This window comes from Sediminibacterium salmoneum NBRC 103935, from assembly GCF_000511175.1.
In the GTDB taxonomy this organism is placed as follows: domain Bacteria; phylum Bacteroidota; class Bacteroidia; order Chitinophagales; family Chitinophagaceae; genus Sediminibacterium; species Sediminibacterium salmoneum.
Window position 1 is genome coordinate 2,068,687 of record NZ_KI866530.1, and the last position, 20,034, is coordinate 2,088,720.

Genomic DNA, 20,034 nt, shown 5'->3' on the forward strand with positions numbered 1-20,034 from the left:
TAAAAGTAATGGAGGGTGCAGCACGGGCGGATGCAATCGTTTAAATGTGCACGACTGGCTAATGAATCTGCCTTTCAGCGATCCTGAAAGCAGCTGCCGCGTGGTAGAAGTTAGCTTTAAGCAGGGAAGCAGAAAGGAATACTATAGAAATCCTACACTACAATATTTTGAAAAAGGGGAATACGTTACCGTTGAAGGCGTAAGTGGTTTTGATGTGGGTGAAGTGAGCCTCACCGGCGAACTGGTTCGTATGCAATTAAAGAAAAGACAGATTGACGAGTTCAGCCCCGAGATGAAAAAAATTCTCAGAAAAAGTACGGAAAGAGATATTGAGAGTTTTGAAATAAGTAAAGGCCGTGAAAAAGAAATTCTGGCCAGAAGCAGAACCATCGCCAGAAGCCTGAATCTGCAAATGAAACTAAGTGAAGTTGAAATTCAGGCAGATGGTAAAAAAGGAACTTTCTTCTATACCGCTGATGATCGCGTTGACTTCAGGGAAATGATTAAAATTTTTGCCAGTGATTTCAAGATCAAGGTAGAAATGAGACAGATTGGTATTAGACAAGAAGCTGCAAAACTAGGTGGTATTGGTTCCTGTGGCAGAGAACTTTGTTGCAGTACCTGGTTGAACGATTTCAAAAGCGTAAATACTACCGCAGCACGCTATCAAAACCTTTCTATTAATCAGACCAAGTTAAGTGGTCAGTGCGGCCGTTTAAAATGTTGCCTGAACTACGAACTGGATACTTATTTAGATGCACTTCAGCAATTCCCTGATTATGCTGACACATTGGATACAGCAATGGGAACCGCTCATCTGATTAAAAAAGATATTTTTAAAAATTTAATGTGGTATGTGCTGCCCAATAATACCAAGCACTATCCATTAACCATTGATCGCGTTAAAGAGATTAAACGCCTGAACAAGCAGGGTCAAAGAGTAGATGAATTACAGGCTGTTGAAATTGTAAGCAATAAACAGAAAGAGGCGGAACCTGCATTTGTTGAACTGGTTGGACAAATCAGTTTAAAAACATTGGAGAAAAACGACCGAAGAAGAAGAGATCAGCAAAGAAATAACCAACGTGGTCAGCAGGGTAATGCACCACAAGGCAGGAACCAACCCAACCAGGGGCCCAACAGAAGTCCTCAACAAGGGGGGCAAAATCAGGGTGGTGGTCAAAATCAGGGGCAGGGACCCAGAAGACCACAGCAAAACAATCCGAATGCTCCTCGCGGACCCCGTGGACCTCAGCCAAACAGACCCAACAGGCCCGTTCAGCCGAATAATGGTCCCGCCAATAGGCCAAATAACGGGAATAATTCCAGACCTGAGAACGGACCTAAGCCGGAATAAGCTGATCCATTTCGGTTTTTACAAATTCCATAAGGGTTTTAATATAGGCAGGAGTTAGATTAAATTCCAGTCCGGCAGTTTTGTACAATTCAGGTAATGTTTTTGTGCCTCCCAAACTCAGGGCATTCATATAGTTTTCCAAGGCCTGTTCGGGATTATTCTTGTATTGCATCCAAAGACCTATAGCACCCAATTGTGCAATACCGTATTCAATATAGTAGAAGGGCACTTCAAATAAATGCAATTGTCTTTGCCAGCCAATAGCTCTGTAGGCATCCAACCCTGTATAATCAATTGCTGATGTGGAGAATTCAGTAAGAATATTCATCCAGGCAGCTGTTCTTTCTTCAACGCTGTGCTGTGGATGCTCATATACCCAGTGCTGAAACTTATCGATGATGGCAATCCATGGGAAGATGGTGATGGTTCTTTCCAACTGATGTTCTTTGGCTCTAAGCAAATCAGATTCATTATCAAAAAATGCCTGCCAGTGATCCATACTGAAAAGCTCCATTGCCATACTGGCTACCTCTGCAATTTCCATTGGATATTCCTTGAAAGCAGATAAAGGAAGCGGATGTGCCAAAAAAGAATGCACCGCATGTCCGCCCTCGTGCACCATAGTTGTTACATCACTCATTTGTCCGGCTGCATTCATAAAAATAAAAGGAGCTCCGCTTTCTGCCAAAGGACAGTTGTAACCTCCCGGAGCCTTACCCTTGCGGCTCTCCAAATCAAAATGATTCATCTCTTTCATTTTGCGAAGGCAATCCGCAAAGAATGGATTCAGCTGATCAAAACATTTTACTGTCTTTTCGTATAAATCTTCACCCGTAGTAAACGGTTTTAAAGGTTGTGTTCCGGCAGGCTCTGCTTCAGTATCCCAGGGCCTTAATGTATCCAGTCCCAGCTTTTGACGTTTTCTTTCATAGATTTCGTTCACCAGTGGTAATACATATTGCTTCACCGCTTCATGAAACTGAAAACAATCTTCCTTGGAATAATCAAACCGACCCAGTTCTTTAAACTTATAGTCTCTGTAATTTTCAAAACCGGCATTCACCGCTATCTGATGACGCTTGGCTATCAGGGTTGAATACAATTCATGCATGGCCGCTTCGTCTTGCTTTCTACGATCCTGAATTTTATAATAAACAGATTCACGTAATTTTCTGTCACTACTCTCCAGAAACTTGGCTGCCTGTTGTAAGGTATACTCTTTTCCATCTACTTCAATAGTCATCTTTCCGGCAATCGCTCCGTATTGTTGCTGCAAAACACTTAGCTCAGCGGCAATAGGAATATTTTCTTCTCTAAACAATTCAATGCTTTTTCTTACCGAACGCAAATAAGTATGATAAAGCGACTGGTCCAGCTCATTAATGAAGGGGCAGTTGATTAATTTTTTGTTCAGTAAATCTGCATAAGACTGTAGCTTAGGCTGAATTTCCATGCAGAAATAAGTAAACGCATCCTCCAGTGTTTTATCTGTAGTATCGCAGGTCATTTTAATTTGTCTCCAGCAAGCGTCTTCACTTACCACTGCCTCCAGTTCACTCAAATCCTGCAGCCATTGCGATAAATCTGCTTTATTATTCAGGGGTCTTTCAGACAACTCTATAAAATAGGGCTCCAGGCTATTCCAGTCAGTTACCATATAATCAGCAGGCAAAAAACTTCTGGGAATCTTCTGTATCGCAGCTTTCGGGTGCATATTCACTCAATTTAACCGCAAATTTAGGGCAACTGTACCTTGCAGTTGGTTCAGGAATCTTATTTTTACAAACTTTTATTTTTTGAGACCTAAGCGCTGAAGACATTATTGTGAGTAATACTATACACCTTTTACCTGATCATATAGCCAATCAGATCGCTGCTGGTGAAGTAATTCAAAGACCTGCCAGTGCAGTGAAGGAATTATTGGAGAACGCAGTGGACGCTGGTGCTACACAAATACAATTACTGGTAAATGACGCCGGAAAGGCACTGATTCAGGTAATAGACAATGGCAAGGGCATGAGTCCGGAAGATGCCAGCATTGCCTTTGAAAGACATGCTACCAGTAAAATCAGACAGATTGAAGATTTGTTCCGAATCAGCACCATGGGATTCAGAGGAGAAGCATTGGCATCGGTAGCTGCGGTATCACAAGTTGAATTAAAAACCAGAAGAGCAGAAGATGAACTGGGTTGTTGGGTAGAAGTGGAAAACAGCAAAGTAATTCGTCAGGAAGCCTGTACCGCTGCGGTAGGCACCAGTATCAGCATGAAAAATTTATTCTTTAATGTTCCTGCCCGCAGAAATTTCTTAAAGAGTAATGCAGCCGAAATGCGGCATATCATGGATGAATTCATCCGGGTTGCCATGGCTAATCCAGCAATATTTTTCTCTTTAAAAAGCAATGGTCAGGAAGTATACCATCTGGAAGCCGGTTCACGCAAGCAAAGAATTGTACAGATTTTAGGCAACAGTTATAATGCAAAATTGGTGACGGTTTCAGAAGAAACAGATTATATGAATATCAGCGGCTTTATTGGCAAACCCGATACTGCTCGGAAAACAAGAGGTGATCAGTATTTCTTTGTGAATAATCGTTTCATTAAAAGTGCTTACTTAAATCATGCAGTGAATGCGGCGTTTGAAGGATTGATTGCAAAAGATAGTTTTCCCAGCTATGTGCTGTATATAGATTTAGATCCGGGTCAGGTAGACATCAATGTGCATCCAACCAAACAGGAAATTAAGTTTGAGGATGAAAAGATTGTGTATGCATTTGTTCAGGCAGCCATCAAACATGCATTGGCACAATTTAGCATAGCTCCTTCTTTAGACTTTTCATTGAACGCAGATATTCAGGGTTTGGATGCAGTAAGCAAACCTTTTACCAGCAACCAGAAGGATGCAGCTGTTTCATCCAGCCTCTATAAGGCATTCACTCAGAAACACCAGGCTCATTTAATTGAACCCAGTGCAAAATCTGAATTGAAAAGCTGGAAGTCTTTCTTTGAGCCTTCGGGTTCCGCTTCAGACCTATTGGGTGGAGATGCAGGAAAAGAGAAACAGATTTTTGAAGAATCATTTACAGGTAACCGTTTACTGAATGTACCGGTTGTACAACAGTATTTACAGGTACAGCAAACCTATATCATTGCTACAACCGAAAAAGGCTTTTTACTCGTACATCAGCAGCTGGCACATGAACGAATTTTGTATGAAAAGTACAGTCAGGCGGTACACAACAAACAAGCTCCTACACAAAAGAGCTTATTCCCAATACCATTGGAATTAACTGTTTCCGATAAAGTATTACTGGATGAATTGTTACCCGACTTACAATTAATCGGATATCAGATAGAAAAAGATGAACAGCAGGAATATTTAATTCAGGGTACACCTGCCGATATTACAACAGGAAACGAGAAGCATGCGATTGAAATGTTGATTGAGCAATTCAAGCATTTCAGCAGTGATGTTAAATTCAGTCAACGGGAGAAACTGGTTCGTTGCATGGCCAAACAACAATCCATTAAATCGGGCACAGGTATGGATGAGAGAGAAATGGCGAAACTGGTTAATGATTTGTTTGTCTGCAATACGCCTAATATAAGCCCCTCTGGTTCCCCCACTTTTATTGAATACAAAGGCAATTACCTGGAGCAGTTATTTAATAAATAAATAAGGATTGGTTTCTACTGTTCACTAATAATAGAGGTAAGAAACTGTTCTATCTGTTTTCTTATTACAGAGGCAGAAGATTGATGCGCATTTACCATAACAGAAAAAATTAATTCCTTCCCTTGATTGGTAACCAGGAAACCACTTAATGCAACATGATTGGAAAGTGTTCCTGTTTTGGCAAAGATTTTTCCTTCGTATCCTTTATACAGACCACCCAATGTGCCGGTATTACCAGTCGGGAAAATGGTTTTTATTCTATTCCAGCTTTGCTCCTGCTTCATTTTGCTTAATATCCAGATGAAGTCTTGCGGAGTCATTAAATTATAACGACTCAGTCCACTGCCATCCACCCATCTGGGAACTTGGGGCATTCCTTTCATATCCGACTTCAATAAAGTATCAATGGCCTGCGCATCATTCATGATTCCCAATTTCTGATTGCCCACCATTAATAATACCTGCTCTGCATAAAAATTATCGCTTCTATGCATCATGATTTTTAAGAGACTATCTGTAGACTGCGAATAAAAATTTTCCCACTTAGGATTATCCAGCACAACCTCATTGGCATAACTCAGTATTCTGTTGAGCGTATCTTCCAGCAAAGGAATCATCAGCTGTTCCATATCTTGTTTTACAACAAAAGGAATAGAAGTTCCGTTAAAATTGCGATTGCTTTTGACCACTGTAAAGCTATTCTCAGACTTATTTCTGGCAATAGCAAATTTACCGTCCTCTGTACTGGAAAAAATGACCAATGAGTCCTTGAACGCTTTGGGAGTAACGGTTATACGATTTCCCTTTTTACCAAAATACACCAGATTGCCATAAATCGGCATGGGTGATCTTTCCGGAGAATAATCAGCATCAAAGTCGTTCCATGCCCAGCCATTTCCAAATGCTTCTGCTGAATATTTCGGTGCAACGATGGTGATTTTAGGGGCGTTTTTTTGCAAAAAATCAAAGGCAGGATGCTCATCAAAATCAGGATGCAAAAAACTTGGATCTCCGGTAAATCTCAATGTAATATTATCCTCGTCCTTTAAGTATTGAAAAGCAACCAGGCTATCGCTCAGATTTTTCATCGCTGCATAGCAGGTGAAAATTTTGGTGTTGCTTGCAGGAATAAAAAATTTATCTGCCTGATAATTATACAGGTATTTTCCGCTGGCGGGATCAAATACGCTGACTCCCAGGTGGGCAGGCTGAAAAGCCGGATGCTGAAAAAAAACCTGTTCTGCTTTTTGCTGATAAAAATCAGCTTCCTTTTGTTTTAAAGATTGCGATACGGGTTGAGATACTTTACAGGATACAAAAAGAGAAAGCAACACAACACAGAAAAACAGATTTTTCATTTGGCAGATTTTAACTTCTTTCAACAGCTCTTAACCAACGTTCAGGAATATCATTGTTACAGGCTACGATATAATCTTTATGACTGCAAGCTACAAATTTACCATCATGCAATTGCATCCACCATCTTCCTGTTCTTTTACTTTGTAAAAATGCAGTAGGAGCTTCAGCAAATGCCATGGTGAATTCATTGAATTCATTCCTGTTTTCCAAACTGGCTTCCTGCTTACCTCTGTGGATTCCATCTATCACATACCAAATCATATGGGCTTGTTGTATAGCTGTCATTTCATGCATGTCTTTTGCTACATCATATCCGTATAGTCCAATTGTGTTACAGATATTACTCATTCCTGCATATTGCATTAATGTGCAGGCTTCTTCTCCGTTTAATCCATTGGGTGTTACACGGTTTGCAGGCGCATGCGCATATTGAATGGCTTCAATATCAAAGCTGAACAATTCGCTGTTCCGGATAGCGGGCTCCATTTCTTCAATTGCCTCTTTCACCCGACCCACTCTATAGAAATCAAATCCAAGTTTATTAATCGTCTCCAGCATATGCGGATGCATATAATAGCTTTGAAATGCAATATGTGTATAGTGCTTAAGGTGATTGGGTATTCCGGTAAACATATCTACCAGAAACTGATCTGCAGGTTCCAGGCTGTCCATATCCAGGTTAATTCTGGCATCAACTGAAACAGCATCAATAATTTTATCCAATGATCCATAGGCCTGATATTGAGGAGTGGTTATATCATGGGAACCACCCAGAATGAGTACTTTTTTACCCATCTGTATCAGTTCACTTACAACCATTTTTACCGCAGCATAACTATCTGCAAGGCTGGCTCCGGTTTTAATATTTCCCAAATCGGCTATGGTTACTTCTGAGTGCCAATAGTACAATTTGTAAAACTGAGTTCTGACTTTATTGGGGGCACTGGTATTGGTATACTGCATGCCCATGCCGCGCATTTCTCCACAGCCCACTATCACCAGGTCGGCTTCGCTGATATCGGGTAACTCCTCTTCAAAAGCCTGGATATGTTTTCCAATTTGTGTGTCTTTGAAACCTTCATCCAAAGAAATTTCAGCAAGATTAACGGGTTCAAGAAAATCTACTATAGAGGATAATGACATGGGTACGATTTTGTACCCCTTTAACGAAAAAAACCTATTGATTATTGCCAATAAAATTAATCGGTGTATTTGTAACCAACACCACGAACAGAATGAAAATAAACGGGGTTCCGGCTATCTTCTTCAAAATACTTTCTAAAACTAAGAATAAAATTATCGATGGTTCGTGTGGTTGGATACACGTTGTATCCCCATACCACCTGTAAGATTTTTTCCCGGGTAACCACTTCTCCCTTGTTTTCTATCAGGAGTTTCAGCAGCATGGCTTCTTTTTTACTTAAGTCTACATGCTGACCGTTCCAGGTGATGGCATCCTGTGCTTTAAAGTCGATCAGGTTATTACCGAATTTGTATTGATCTCCTATTGATTCCTTCACCTGGAGTCGTTTGTTTTTTTCAATAAGCTTTGAAACTCTTATTAAAAGTTCGTCCAGGTTAAAGGGCTTAGTTAAATAGTCGTCTGCTCCCTTCTTTAAGCCCAGTACTTTGTCGGCGGGTGTGTTTTTAGCACTCAGCATCAGTATGGGCACTTCATTGTTGTGTACACGTATGCTCTCAGTTACACTTATTCCGTCCAGCTCAGGAAGCATTATGTCCATGATAATTAAATCGAAATAAGCATTTTCTACTTTCTTGAGTGCTTCATTCCCATCAAAAGCAGAAGTTACTTCATAGCCCTCCATTTCCAGATTCAGCTTTAATGCTTCATGCAAATTCAATTCATCCTCAACAATGAGAATATTTGCTTTATCTGTTGCCATTTTTACGATTTAAATGTGACCTTAAAAATACTTCCATTTGGTTGATTATCTGTCACAGAAATGTAGCCATTATGGGTTTCAACAATTTTTTTGCAGAGATACAAGCCTAGTCCGGTCCCCTGCGCCTTCCGGGTATTTTCGCTCCCACTCCTGTAAAATTTATCGAAAATGCTTTTCTTTTCCCTGTCTTCAATACCTGGACCTAAATCTGCAATAGCCAAACAGATTTTATTAGCACTTCTTACCAGTGTAACATGAATAGGCAGATTCTTAGGAGCATATTTAATTGCATTCTCCAATAAATTATTCAGCAGCATTTGCAGTAAAAACGGATCTCCTTCAATGAAAATATTTTCTTCTATTGAATCGGTGATTTCCCTTTCAGGAAACCTGCTTTTGCAATCATCCACACTGGTCTCAGCAATATCCGTCAGGTTGATTTGCTGAAAATTTACCTTGTATCCTCCTGCATCCAACTGAGAAGTAAATAAAATATTATTACACAAAGCGTTCAGCCGGTTTGCTTCCTGCAGCGTATTCGCAATTAGTTTTTGTTGCTTTTCTTCTTCAAGTTTTCTTCTTTGCAGTGTTTCCAAATTTAACTGAGCAACAGCAATTGGTGTTTTTAATTCATGCGTAATAGCCATCATAAAATTCTGCTGATGAGCAGAAAACTTAAGTTGCCGACGTGTGGCACGGTATACATAAACGGCACCAACTAAAATTAAGGCGAGAAAAGTAAGCCCCTCTCCAACGTACTGTGCTGTTTTTCGTTTGCGCAGTTCTTCAATACGGGCCAGTTTATTAATATATTCAGGATCGTCTTTGTAAATTTCTGAAATTCTTATTTCCGCCAGAATTCCATTTTGCTTTTCCAGGGCAATAAACCACCAGGCAAGCGCTGCAATCATGTATAAAAGTAAAAACCAATATACAAAAGTTACAAATGCCAATTTAGGTGGCTTCAGCGTTTTCATTTAGCTACTTTTTCTACTCGGATACCTGCATTCAGAACATAAGGCAAAGGATCTTCCCGCATTGCTTGCTGAAGGGTGAATTTATAGGTTCCTGATTTCAAATGAATAGGTGCTTGGGTAAGACGTATACGATGGTCAAAAACATCATCCATCCCTGTTCCCAGCCATCCTCTGCGATTGTCTGCCAATCGCAAATTGATTAATTGTTTTTTAGCTGAATCGCCGGGTGATTGAGTAGAGAAATGAACCCAGAGATTATTATACCTATAGGCGTCTTCATGTCTTACAACAGCATAAATATGGTACAGTGCATTGGTATCTGTAACAGCAAATCGAAAATCAGGCTGGTTGCTGGCCGCCCATTCGTGTTTTTGAAAAAAAGCTACTTTTTCGAAGACCCCATTCGATTGGCAACTGCTCAAAAGCATGATTGCCAAGCCTGCTACCAGAAAAGTTTTCGCTAAATCCATATTATCAAAGATACAGACTGTGCTGAATCTATAAAACATTCAAAATTTGCTCTTTTGCCTTCTCCAGTTCATCTTTCATTAAAATAACTGCTTTTTGCATGGTGGCATCGTAGGCTTTAGATCCCGTAGTATTAATTTCCCTTCCAAACTCCTGTAAAATAAAAGACAGTTTTTTACCTTTTGAAAGACCGCTTTCATTCAATACTGTTCTGAAATAAGCACAGTGATTATTCAGACGAACCTGCTCTTCACTGATATCAATTTTTTCAATATAGTAAATCAACTCCTGTTCCAGTCTGTTTGGATCGTAGTTTTCCTTACCTACATTTTCTTCCAGCACTTTTACTAAACCTTCTTTTATTTTGGTTCGGCGCAGTGGCTCTAGTTGAGTTATAAGTTGCTGCTGTTCTTCTATATTCTTTAGTCTGACCAATAAATCAGCTTCAATGGATTTACCTTCTTCCTTTCTGTGATTATTCAGCTGAGCAATGGCTTCTTTCAACAGATTTTCAAAATGACTCCACTCTGATTCAGATAACATTTCAGTGGATGGGGTAATAACATCCGGCAATTTCAAAATGGTGCTTAATATATCCCCTGTTGCCAGACCCAGTTCATTGGCCAATTGTGATACCGGCTGAAAATAAGCTTTAGCAAGATCCGTATTAATGGTTACCGGCTTATTAGCCCCATTCAGTTTAATGGTAATATTACATTCAACACTACCTCTTTGTAATCCTTCGTTCAATAAGTTCCTTACATCAAATTCATAGGGTTTCAGTAAAGCAGGAATATTCAGTCGCAAATCAAATTGCTTTCCATTTAAAGACTTGATTTCAATTAAAAAATTCTTATCGCCGATGGCTTGTTCTGCTCTGCCGTAACCAGTCATTGAATATAACATACCAAACTGTTTAAGTAAAAGTAAAGGAACATTAGCAGATTAGCTAAAAATCAATTCCAATCCACTTTCTTTTCTTTTTCTCATACTTAGTAAAGTTGAATTGATATAGTTTACCTGGACGGTGAGATACGTCCTGCTCCATTTCATTGGTGTCGATTAGCAAATCCATAGAAGCAAATTTTTTTCGGAAATTTCTTCTGTCTAATGAAACTCCCAGAATGGCTTCATATAAATTTTGAAGCTCACGAAGTGAAAATTTATCCGGCAATAAATTAAAGCCCAATGGGTGCTCCTGTATCCTCTTTTGCAACCAGCTATGGCATTCGTCAACAATCTGCTTGTGATCAAAAGCCATATCTTCCAGCGCATCATAATCGTACCAATCAAGTTCATTTTCATGAATATTCAATGAATGATGCTGAATATTTAATAGTGAACAGTAGGCAATTGTAATTACTCTGCCCCCTGGATGCCTGTCGGGTTTACCAAACACTTTTACCTGATCTAGAAATACATTGGTCATACCTGTTCTTTCTCTCAGGATTCTGTAAGCTGCATCATCCAGATCTTCATTGTTTTTAACAAAATCTCCCAGAAGAGAAAGTTTGCCCTGATAAATAGACAAATCACTTTTGATAAGCAAGACTTTAAGCTTACTCTCTTCAAAACCAAATATGACACAGTCCACGGTTAACGGAACTTTGGGATAAGTATCCACTAAACTATGTACCGCTTTAACGGAATTCTTCTTCATATGGCCAAGCGTTTGGAGTAACCTCCTGCAATTGCGTAGTTAGTACACAAAGTTAAGGGTTGTTGGGTAATTTCTATCTTTACAGCTCAAGACGCATTATGTACACCGCAGAACAGACAAAAGTTTTACAGGAACAAACCAGGGATATACTAACAGGGCTAAACAGTACGGCACCCAAAATTGACTTGCCTATTTTGAAACAAGTGCTGAGGTTTCATGAATACAGATACTATGTATTGAATGAGCCTTTGCTGGCAGATTACGAGTACGATGTTTTATATCAGTCATTGGTGAAAATGGAGAATGCCAATCCAGACCTCATTAGTCTTGACTCACCAACACAGCGAGTTGGAAGTAGTTTGAACCAGAACTTTGTAACTACACCGCATCTGGTTCCTATGCTAAGTCTGGATAACAGTTACAATGCAGATGACCTGAAAGACTTCGACAGAAAAGCCAGGGAATTAAGTGGATTCGATTTACTTGAATATTGCATTGAACCCAAATTTGATGGGGCCAGCATATCCCTTTATTACGAAAATGATTTATTAGTCCGGGCCGTTACCAGAGGAGATGGTGTTGCTGGAGAAGACATTACCAACAATATAAAGCAAATCAAATCAATCCCTGTTTACGCACCATTTTCCAGCAGAGGTATTTATCAAATTGAAATCAGGGGCGAAGTAATCATGAGCAAAAATGCTTTTGAACAGTACAATCAGAAACTGGTTTCAAAGGGATTAAGCCCATTAGCCAATCCAAGAAATGCTGCTTCCGGAAGCCTGCGAATGAAGGATCCAAGGGAAGTAGCAGAGAGAAATCTGGATGCTTTTTTATACCATATCAGTTATGTTACACACCTGAATAATCAGCACGACAAAGCTTTGGAAACGCATGGTGGTAGCCTTTCTTTATTGTGGGACATGGGTTTCCGATCGCCCCAAAAAGAAAAAAGAATTATAAAAGGAATTGAGGGTGTAATTGATTATTGTCTCTCATTTGAAGCAAGCAGAGACAACCTGCCTTATGAAATTGATGGCATGGTTATAAAAGTGAATGAATTGACTTTACAGGAAAAAATGGGAATGACATCTCATCACCCCAGATGGGCAATTGCTTTCAAATTCAAAGCCAGACAGGCAACTACAATTTTACTCGATGTTGAGTTTCAGGTAGGGCGTACCGGGGCAATAACTCCTGTAGCCAAACTAAAACCTGTTTATCTGGGAGGGGTTACTGTATCTAGTATTTCCGTGCACAATGAAGAATACATTCAGCAAAAAGATTTGCGAATCGGAGATCAGGTGTTAATTGAAAGAGCAGGGGATGTGATTCCTCAAATTGTAAAAAGCTTGCCGGAATTAAGAAATGGAAATGAGACCCTGATTCAGTTTCCTAAAAATTGTCCGGTTTGTACCAGTGAATTATTTAAAGAAGAAGGCGAAGCCGTATGGCGTTGTATTAATATTGAGTGCACCGCACAGGTAGTAGAAAAAATCATACACTTTGTAAGCAAAGACGCCATGGACATCAAAAGCCTGGGAGAAGCCAATGTGCGAAAGTTCTTCGAACTAGGCTTATTGAAAGATATTCCGGGTATTTATCAGCTCGATTATTTTTCCATTGCAAGCCTGGACGGTTTTGGCAAAAAATCCCTGGGTAATCTGCGTTCTGCCATCGATGCCAGTAAACAACAACCACTGTATCGACTAATATATGCATTAGGTATACGATTTGTTGGAGAAACCACTGCCAAAACATTGGCCAACTCAGTTAACCACCTGATGGAATTTGCCAATAAAACCGAACTCGACTTGTTAGAACTAGAAGATGTAGGAATTAAAGTAGCCAAAAGTATTCAACACTTTTTTTCTAACCCTCAGAACTTGGAAATGCTGAAAGAACTGGAAAAACTGGGTCTGCAGCTGGTGAATATTAAAAAAGAAGTGAGTGCAGATGGAAGCCTTCAGGGACAAAGCTTTTTGTTTACCGGTACGCTGGAACAATTAAAAAGATCGGAAGCAGAGGCAAAAGTAGAAGCTGCAGGAGGAATTATTTTAAGTGGTGTTAGCAGCAAACTGAATTACCTGGTAGTTGGTGCTGATGCTGGAAGTAAACTGGAAAAAGCAAAAAAAATCAACAGCATAAAAATTATTACCGAACAGGAATTTATTGAATTAATTAACAGACAATAATGTTGAATAAAAAAACACTTCAATTTTTAACTCAGTTAAAGAAGAACAATAGTCGTGAATGGTTTAACGAAAACCGTTCCGTTTACGAAAACGCAAAATCAGATTTCATTGAACTGGTTAATGCAATACTGGCAAAAGCAAATGATTTCGACAAAGAGCTTTCCTTACTTACCTACAAGGACTGTATTTTCAGAATCAACCGTGATGTTCGTTTCAGTAAAAACAAGAATCCATATAAAACCAATATGGCAGCCTATTTTGTAAAAGGAGGAAAAAAATCCTGGATGGCTGGATATTATTTTCATTGTGAGCCAGGAGGTAAAAGCTTTATTGGGGGCGGTTTATACGGGGGAGAACCCGATCAGATTAAAAAAGTAAGGCAGGAAATAGATTATAACTGGGAAGAATTCAAGGGTATCCTTGGCAATAAAAATTTCAAAAAGCTATTTGGAGATTTGTCCAGAGAAGAAGGCATGTCGCTTATCAGAGAACCCAAGGGTTATGAAAAAGATAATCCTGCCATTGAATACATTAAATTAAAAAATTTCATTGTATCTGTTCCCATCAGCGATGCAGAACTGACACAGGAAGATTTAGTAAAAAAGATAGTGACTGCATTTGCAACCATGAAGCCCCTGCTACAATTTTTGAACCGGGGGATGGAAGACTAATTAACAGGTGTACTGTACTTACGAACTTTGTAATTGTTAATCTTCTTGAACTTCAACTGGTCGTTTGAAACGCTTACCTGTACATAATCCTTAAAAGTTCCTTTTGCATCATTGAACCCAATGATGCACGACATAGGATTTTTACCTGGCTGAATAGCAACAACAGGTAATATATTAAAGTTGGGAATTTGCACAATCTCAGAGGATCTTATCTCCTTGTATTGAATATTAACTTTGTACTCAAAGGTTTTAGAAGTTTCGTAAATATTTACCGCAAATTTCCAGTTATTCATATTGCCCATGCCATCATCTACCGGAACACTATAGGTAGCTGCAGGTTTGGATGAAGGACTGATGCGAATTTCTGAAATGGTATCCTGCTTAACAACCACAGTATCTGATTTCACTGCTGCATCCTTTGTTTGATTTTGGCAGCTTATCAACAATAACAAAGCTGATAAAAATAGGAATACTCGCATAAATAATAGATTGAATTTCCCCTAAAATAATTAATATCTGGTTCCGTCTGAAAATGCTTCATCAGATACCAGTCTACATGACCCGTATACAAAGGCTGTATGGGTTTTCCATTCAACTGATGCCAGCCATAAATAGCAACCCGATGCTGTTTTGTAGAACGCATAAGCAGATCTGAAATCACAACATCTTTTTTGATGCCACTGATTAAGCCCTCTTGACCTTTTCGCTGACCTTCAATCATTAAATGATGCTGCCAATGTAAAAGAATCCCGTTGCTTTCATTGCATGGTCATTGCCTGCTGATAGAATTGTTCACCTGTAATCTTTGATCCAGTTTTTGTTCCTGTTTCACTTGATTGATAAGTAAACAAACGGGTACCACAACCCATACACACTAACAGCAGGCAAAACCATAGTAATCGGAATCTGCGCATTCAGCAAAATTTATAAAAGGTCGTTGGCAACCATGTATTCAGCAATCTGAACAGCATTGGTAGCCGCACCTTTTCTTAGGTTATCGCTTACAATCCACATATTCAGGGTCTTCTCCTGGGTTTCGTCTCTTCTGATTCTGCCTACAAATACTTCGTCTTTTTCATGTGCCCATAATGGCATTGGATAAATCTGATTGGGCAAATCATCCTGCACAATAACACCCGGAGCAGTTGCCAACAATGCTTTTACTTCAGCTACATCAAATTCATTGGCAAATTCAATATTCACAGATTCACTATGTCCACCAATAACAGGAATGCGAACCGTTGTAGCCGTTACACGAATAGAATCGTCCTGCATGATTTTCTTGGTTTCCAACACCATTTTCATTTCTTCCTTGGTATATCCATTGTCAAGAAAAACATCAATCTGAGGAATTACATTTAAATCTATGGGATATTTATAAGCCATTTCACCTTCCACTCCTTTGCGCTCATTAAACAATTGGTCTACCGCTTTTTTTCCAGTACCAGTTACACTTTGATAGGTACTTACTACCACACGCTTAATGGTATATTTTGCATGAAGCGGCTGTAGGGCAACCACCATCTGAATGGTAGAGCAATTGGGATTGGCAATAATGAAATCTTCAGCAGTTAAGGCCGAAGCATTAACCTCAGGAACAACCAGTTTCTTTGTGGGATCCATTCTCCAGGCAGAAGAGTTATCAATCACTTTAATTCCAGCTGCTGCATATTGAGGGGCCCATTCCAGAGAAGTACTGCCACCAGCAGAAAAAATGGCTACGGCAGGTTTTGCTGCAATACCATCCGCCATACTTACTACTTTATATGCTTTCCCTTTAAAGCTTACTTCCTTACCTACGGATCTTTCAGATGCTACCGGTACAATTTCAGATACCGGAAAATTTCTTTCAGCCAATACCTGCAACATTTTGGTTCCTACTAAACCCGTTGCGCCAACAACAGCTACTTTCATTTTTTAATTCTCCTTCCCTCTCGGGGTTTTGGTTATACAAAAAAGGCCTTCCAAATCTGGAAGGCCCGTTAATATGATTGAAACATAAACATACAAACACCTTCTGCTTAGCGTGGTTTCTTGTTACGTTTTATGTTTTTAATAATGCTCATTCAAAACGAATTTACAATCTTTCAATTAATTGCCCAACTCAATATCAAAATTAACCAGTTGAACAAACTCATCCAGTCTGGAATCAATATCTGCCTTGTTGATTTCTCTTAAACGCTGGGTTCCAAATTTTTCTACACAGAAAGAAGCCATTGCACTACCCACGATAATGGCAGTTTTCATGTTCTCAAAAGAAATGTCTTTGGTTTTCGCAATATGTCCTATAAATCCACCAGCGAATGTATCCCCTGCACCTGTTGGATCAAACACTTCTTCCAGTGGTAAAGCCGGTGCAAAAAACACCTGATTTCCGTGGAATAAGAGCGCCCCGTGCTCCCCCTTCTTAATAATTAAATATTTAGGGCCCATTTTCATGATTTTAGCAGCCGCTTTAACCAATGAATATTCACCACTTAATTCACGGGCTTCACTATCATTCACCATCAGTAAGTCTACCATCGCCAATGTTTGCTTCAGGTCGTCCATGGCAATTTCCATCCAGAAATTCATGGTATCCATTACTATCAGCTTCGGTCTGTTTTTTAGCTGCTCAATTACACTTCTTTGTACGGCGGGAGCTAGATTGCCGAGCATCAAAAACTCGCAATCCTGATAACTATCGGGCACTACAGGCTGAAAATCTCCCAATACATTTAGCTGGGTATCTAAAGTATCTCTGGTATTCATGTCCATATGGTAACGGCCACTCCAGAAAAAAGTCTTCTCATCCTTTTTAATCTGAACTCCTTCCAGGTCTACATTTCTTTCAGTAAGGCTATCCAGTTCCTCCTGAGGAAAATCGCCACCCACTACAGAAATCTGTTTAACAGGTGTATAATTGGAAGCGCACCAGGCAATATAGGTACCTGCACCGCCAATAATCTTATCACTTTTACCAAAGGGGGTCTCAATGGCATCAAAAGCCATGGATCCTACAACAACTAAAGACATAATTATAATTTATGATACGGCTGCGAAATTAATGGTTTATCGGCTAATCCACTCAAATAAGCAGTTTAGCCAATAAACTAACAGGGCAAGATAATTTTAGACAAATCATTGCTAACACATGTTAGTATATTATCTTCGTTCCATGGCCAGAATAAAAATTGAAAAAAACACCAGCCGCAAAGAGGTAATCGTTAGTAAAGCGGCTTCCTTATTCAGAGAAAAAGGATTTAAAGCTGCCAGCATGCGAGACTTAGCAGAAGCAGTAGGGGTAGAAGCTGCCAGCTTGTATAATCATATCAAATCCAAAACAGAATTATTACATGAACTCTGCTTTGGTGTGGCAAACCGTTTCATGCATCATATGGATCAGGTGGAAGCCAAAAAGACCAATTCCATTGATAAAGTTGAGGAACTGGTAAGATTCCATATCAACGAAATGATTAATCACTACGAAGAGGTTTATGTAAGCGACAGAGAGTGGAAACATTTATCAGACCCTTACCTCTCTAATTTTCAAAACCAGCGAAGAATGTATCGCAAGCGTTTTGCTGCCATCATTGAAACCGGAATCAGAAATAAGGAAATAAAAGCAATTGATGCGCCCACGGCAGTATTGATTATTCTGCATGCCATAGGTGGTATTGAAAGCTGGCATCGTTCTACAAAGAAAATTGATGCAGATGCACTAACCAGTAATATGATTACCATTTTGGTAGGAGGATTAAAGAATGACTAAGTTTGAAACACTTACAGTTAAAGAGATAAGAAAAGAAACACCAGATTGTGTTTCTGTAGCTTTTGACCTGCCTTCTTCCTTGCAGGAAAAATTCAGATTTACACAGGGTCAGTATATTACCCTAAAGCAAGACATAAACGGAGAAGAAGCCAGAAGATCCTATTCCATTTGCAGTAGTCCGCTCGATAATGAATTAAGAGTAGCCATTAAGAAAGTAAACGGAGGTTTATTCTCTACCTGGGCCAATGAGTCTCTGGCAAAAGGAATGGCTTTGGAAGTAATGCCTCCACAGGGGAAATTTTTTACTCCGCTCAATCCAACTGCTAAAAATCAGTACGTTGCATTTGCAGCTGGCAGTGGCATTACTCCTATTCTTTCCATTATCAAAACAACCCTGCAAACAGAGCCGGATAGCAGCTTTACGCTGATTTATGGAAACAGAAATCGGCATAGCATCATTTTTAAAGAAGCCCTGGAAGCTTTAAAAAATAAGTTCATGGGCCGATTCAGCATTGTATATATTTTATCCCGTGAAAAAACAGATGCGCCTATTCATTTCGGAAGAATTGATCAGGAAAAATGTATACAGCTTTGGAATACCTTATTACAGCCCGAAAAAGTAGCTGCCTATTTTTTATGCGGACCCGAAGAAATGATTTTCGGCGTTAAACAGGCATTGGAAGAAAGTGGCGTTGATTCCAAAAAAATTCATTTTGAATTATTTACTACCGGTGCAAAGGCAAAGAAAAAAACAACTGATTCAACGAATGCCAGCAAAGAGGTAAAAAGCCATATAACTGTTAAACAGGATGGTATCACTTTTGCCTTTGATCTTAGTTTTGAAGGAGAAAGCATTTTAGATGCCGCCTTAAAAAATGGTGCTGATCTCCCCTATGCCTGCAAAGGTGGTGTTTGTTGTACCTGCAAGGCAAAGCTGATAGAAGGTGAAGTAGATATGGATGTGAATTATGGATTAGAACAGGAAGAGATAGAACACGGGTTCATATTAACCTGCCAGTCTCATCCGAGAACAGAGAATGTATTCATTGACTTTGATGTTAAATAAATAATTATGGAACAAGACTTCGAAAAAATCTTTCAGGACAAGGTTGATCGTGAAATAAGAATTGAGCCAAAAGACTGGATGCCAGAAAAGTATCGTCAGACCTTGATCAGACAAATCAGTCAGCACGCACACAGCGAAATCATCGGTATGCTTCCCGAAGGGAACTGGATTACCCGTGCCCCATCGTTAAGAAGGAAAGCCATTTTATTGGCGAAAGTGCAGGATGAGGCAGGTCATGGATTGTATTTATATAGTGCGGCTGAAACCCTTGGTATTACCCGGGATCAGATGTATGAGCAATTGCATACCGGTAAAGCCAAATACTCTTCTATCTTTAATTATCCAACCTTAAGCTGGGCAGATATGGGTGTAATTGGCTGGCTGGTAGACGGCGCAGCTATTATGAATCAGGTGCCGCTTTGCAGAACCAGCTTTGGTCCTTATGCACGTGCTATGGTAAGGGTTTGTAAAGAAGAAAGTTTTCACCAGCGTCAGGGTTTTGAAATCCTGTATGTATTAAGCAAGGGAACAGAAGCACAAAGAAGAATGGCACAGGACGCCATCAACCGTTGGTGGTGGCCAAGCCTGATGATGTTCGGCCCCAAAGACGACGAAAGTCCTAATACCATTCAAAGCATGAAATGGAAAATCAAACGTTTCAGCAACGATGAACTCAGACAAAAATTCGTAGACGTTTGTGCAGAGCAAGTAAAAGTACTGGGCTTTACTTTACCCGATAAGGACCTAAAGTGGAACGAGGAAAGAGGACACTATGATTTTGGTGAAATCAATTGGGATGAGTTCTGGCAAGTAGTACAAGGAAATGGTCCCTGCAATAAGGAAAGACTGGATGCGCGTAAAAAAGCCTGGGAAGAAGGTGCATGGGTAAGGGATGCAGCTTTAGCTTATGCCAATAAAAAGGCGAAACAAAAACAAGCAGCAGCTTAACAT

19 protein-coding genes are annotated in these 20,034 nt (G+C 39.7%); 7 read left to right on the top strand and 12 right to left on the bottom strand.

All coding sequences use genetic code 11. The features are described 5' to 3' along the window. The first annotated feature begins 46 nt into the window (after positions 1-46). A complete protein-coding gene (ricT, locus tag P767_RS0109620; protein WP_245586874.1) occupies positions 47-1,357 on the top strand; it encodes a regulatory iron-sulfur-containing complex subunit RicT in 1,311 nt (436 codons plus the stop codon). Here the strand turns inward: ricT and P767_RS0109625 are convergent. Beyond that, positions 1,344-3,071, bottom strand: coding sequence for a M3 family oligoendopeptidase (locus tag P767_RS0109625; RefSeq protein ID WP_026764331.1), 1,728 nt, complete (start codon positions 3,069-3,071; stop codon positions 1,344-1,346). The two genes, ricT and P767_RS0109625, sit on opposite strands and share 14 nt — an antisense overlap. 110 nt (positions 3,072-3,181) lie before the next feature. Between P767_RS0109625 and mutL the strand changes: the two genes are divergently transcribed. Beyond that, a complete protein-coding gene (gene mutL / locus P767_RS0109630; protein WP_026764332.1) occupies positions 3,182-5,032 on the top strand; it encodes a DNA mismatch repair endonuclease MutL in 1,851 nt (616 codons plus the stop codon). A gap of 14 nt (positions 5,033-5,046) precedes the next feature. Here the strand turns inward: mutL and dacB are convergent, their stop codons facing one another. Genes dacB through P767_RS0109665 form a run of 7 tightly spaced genes read right to left on the bottom strand, consistent with a single transcriptional unit; the run spans position 5,047 to position 11,400 of the window. Further along, positions 5,047-6,390: a D-alanyl-D-alanine carboxypeptidase/D-alanyl-D-alanine endopeptidase gene (gene dacB, locus P767_RS0109635; protein ID WP_026764333.1), complete on the bottom strand. Its 1,344-nt coding sequence runs from the start codon at positions 6,388-6,390 to the stop codon at positions 5,047-5,049. A 10-nt stretch (positions 6,391-6,400) separates the two neighbouring features. Further along, the gene (locus P767_RS0109640; RefSeq protein WP_026764334.1) at positions 6,401-7,534 is read right to left on the bottom strand and encodes an arginase family protein; all 1,134 of its coding nucleotides are present in this window, start codon (positions 7,532-7,534) and stop codon (positions 6,401-6,403) included. 56 nt (positions 7,535-7,590) lie between these two features. After that, positions 7,591-8,295 (bottom strand): response regulator transcription factor, encoded by a 705-nt coding sequence (locus tag P767_RS0109645; protein ID WP_026764335.1) that lies wholly within the window; start codon positions 8,293-8,295, stop codon positions 7,591-7,593. Between the two features lie 2 nt (positions 8,296-8,297). Beyond that, positions 8,298-9,272: a sensor histidine kinase gene (locus tag P767_RS0109650; RefSeq protein WP_037351715.1), complete on the bottom strand. Its 975-nt coding sequence runs from the start codon at positions 9,270-9,272 to the stop codon at positions 8,298-8,300. Next, entirely contained in the window at positions 9,269-9,742 is a 474-nt protein-coding gene (locus P767_RS0109655; RefSeq protein ID WP_026764337.1) for a gliding motility lipoprotein GldH, read from the bottom strand. Before P767_RS0109655 ends, P767_RS0109650 begins: the two co-directional genes overlap by 4 nt. Before the next feature lie 28 nt (positions 9,743-9,770). Further along, positions 9,771-10,646 (bottom strand): YicC/YloC family endoribonuclease, encoded by an 876-nt coding sequence (locus P767_RS0109660; protein WP_026764338.1) that lies wholly within the window; start codon positions 10,644-10,646, stop codon positions 9,771-9,773. A 43-nt stretch (positions 10,647-10,689) separates the two neighbouring features. Next, entirely contained in the window at positions 10,690-11,400 is a 711-nt protein-coding gene (locus tag P767_RS0109665) for an NUDIX hydrolase (protein WP_026764339.1), read from the bottom strand. Positions 11,401-11,498: 98 nt separating this feature from the next. On the opposite strand from P767_RS0109665, the gene ligA reads away from it, so the two are divergent. Together ligA and P767_RS0109675 are read left to right on the top strand one after the other, a co-directional pair. After that, positions 11,499-13,595 (top strand): NAD-dependent DNA ligase LigA, encoded by a 2,097-nt coding sequence (gene ligA / locus P767_RS0109670; RefSeq protein ID WP_026764340.1) that lies wholly within the window; start codon positions 11,499-11,501, stop codon positions 13,593-13,595. Continuing rightward, positions 13,595-14,266, top strand: a complete 672-nt coding sequence (locus P767_RS0109675) for a DUF2461 domain-containing protein (protein WP_026764341.1) — start codon at positions 13,595-13,597, stop codon at positions 14,264-14,266. Before ligA ends, P767_RS0109675 begins: the two co-directional genes overlap by 1 nt. Here the strand turns inward: P767_RS0109675 and P767_RS0109680 are convergent. The 4 genes from P767_RS0109680 to P767_RS0109700 all read right to left on the bottom strand — a co-directional run bounded on the left by P767_RS0109680 (position 14,263) and on the right by P767_RS0109700 (position 17,281). Then, positions 14,263-14,673, bottom strand: coding sequence for a hypothetical protein (locus P767_RS0109680; RefSeq protein WP_157611465.1), 411 nt, complete (start codon positions 14,671-14,673; stop codon positions 14,263-14,265). The two genes, P767_RS0109675 and P767_RS0109680, sit on opposite strands and share 4 nt — an antisense overlap. A gap of 32 nt (positions 14,674-14,705) precedes the next feature. Further along, positions 14,706-14,987 carry a hypothetical protein gene (locus P767_RS0109685; protein WP_026764343.1) on the bottom strand — a complete coding sequence of 94 codons (282 nt, stop codon included), beginning with the start codon at positions 14,985-14,987 and terminating at the stop codon, positions 14,706-14,708. A gap of 203 nt (positions 14,988-15,190) precedes the next feature. Continuing rightward, a complete protein-coding gene (locus P767_RS0109695) occupies positions 15,191-16,180 on the bottom strand; it encodes an aspartate-semialdehyde dehydrogenase (RefSeq protein WP_026764344.1) in 990 nt (329 codons plus the stop codon). A gap of 177 nt (positions 16,181-16,357) precedes the next feature. After that, on the bottom strand, positions 16,358-17,281 hold the full coding sequence (locus tag P767_RS0109700; RefSeq protein WP_026750892.1) for a PfkB family carbohydrate kinase: 924 nt from the start codon (positions 17,279-17,281) through the stop codon (positions 16,358-16,360). 142 nt (positions 17,282-17,423) lie between these two features. Here P767_RS0109700 and P767_RS0109705 point away from each other — a divergent pair, with 142 nt between their 5' ends. The 3 genes from P767_RS0109705 to paaA are packed head-to-tail and all read left to right on the top strand — an operon-like array spanning position 17,424 to position 20,031. Then, positions 17,424-18,017 carry a TetR/AcrR family transcriptional regulator gene (locus P767_RS0109705; protein WP_026764345.1) on the top strand — a complete coding sequence of 198 codons (594 nt, stop codon included), beginning with the start codon at positions 17,424-17,426 and terminating at the stop codon, positions 18,015-18,017. After that, the gene (gene paaE, locus P767_RS0109710) at positions 18,010-19,083 is read left to right on the top strand and encodes a 1,2-phenylacetyl-CoA epoxidase subunit PaaE (RefSeq protein ID WP_026764346.1); all 1,074 of its coding nucleotides are present in this window, start codon (positions 18,010-18,012) and stop codon (positions 19,081-19,083) included. The genes P767_RS0109705 and paaE overlap by 8 nt, the downstream gene beginning before the upstream one ends. A gap of 6 nt (positions 19,084-19,089) precedes the next feature. Beyond that, positions 19,090-20,031, top strand: a complete 942-nt coding sequence (paaA, locus tag P767_RS0109715) for a 1,2-phenylacetyl-CoA epoxidase subunit PaaA (RefSeq protein WP_037351716.1) — start codon at positions 19,090-19,092, stop codon at positions 20,029-20,031. The last annotated feature ends 3 nt before the right edge of the window (positions 20,032-20,034 follow it).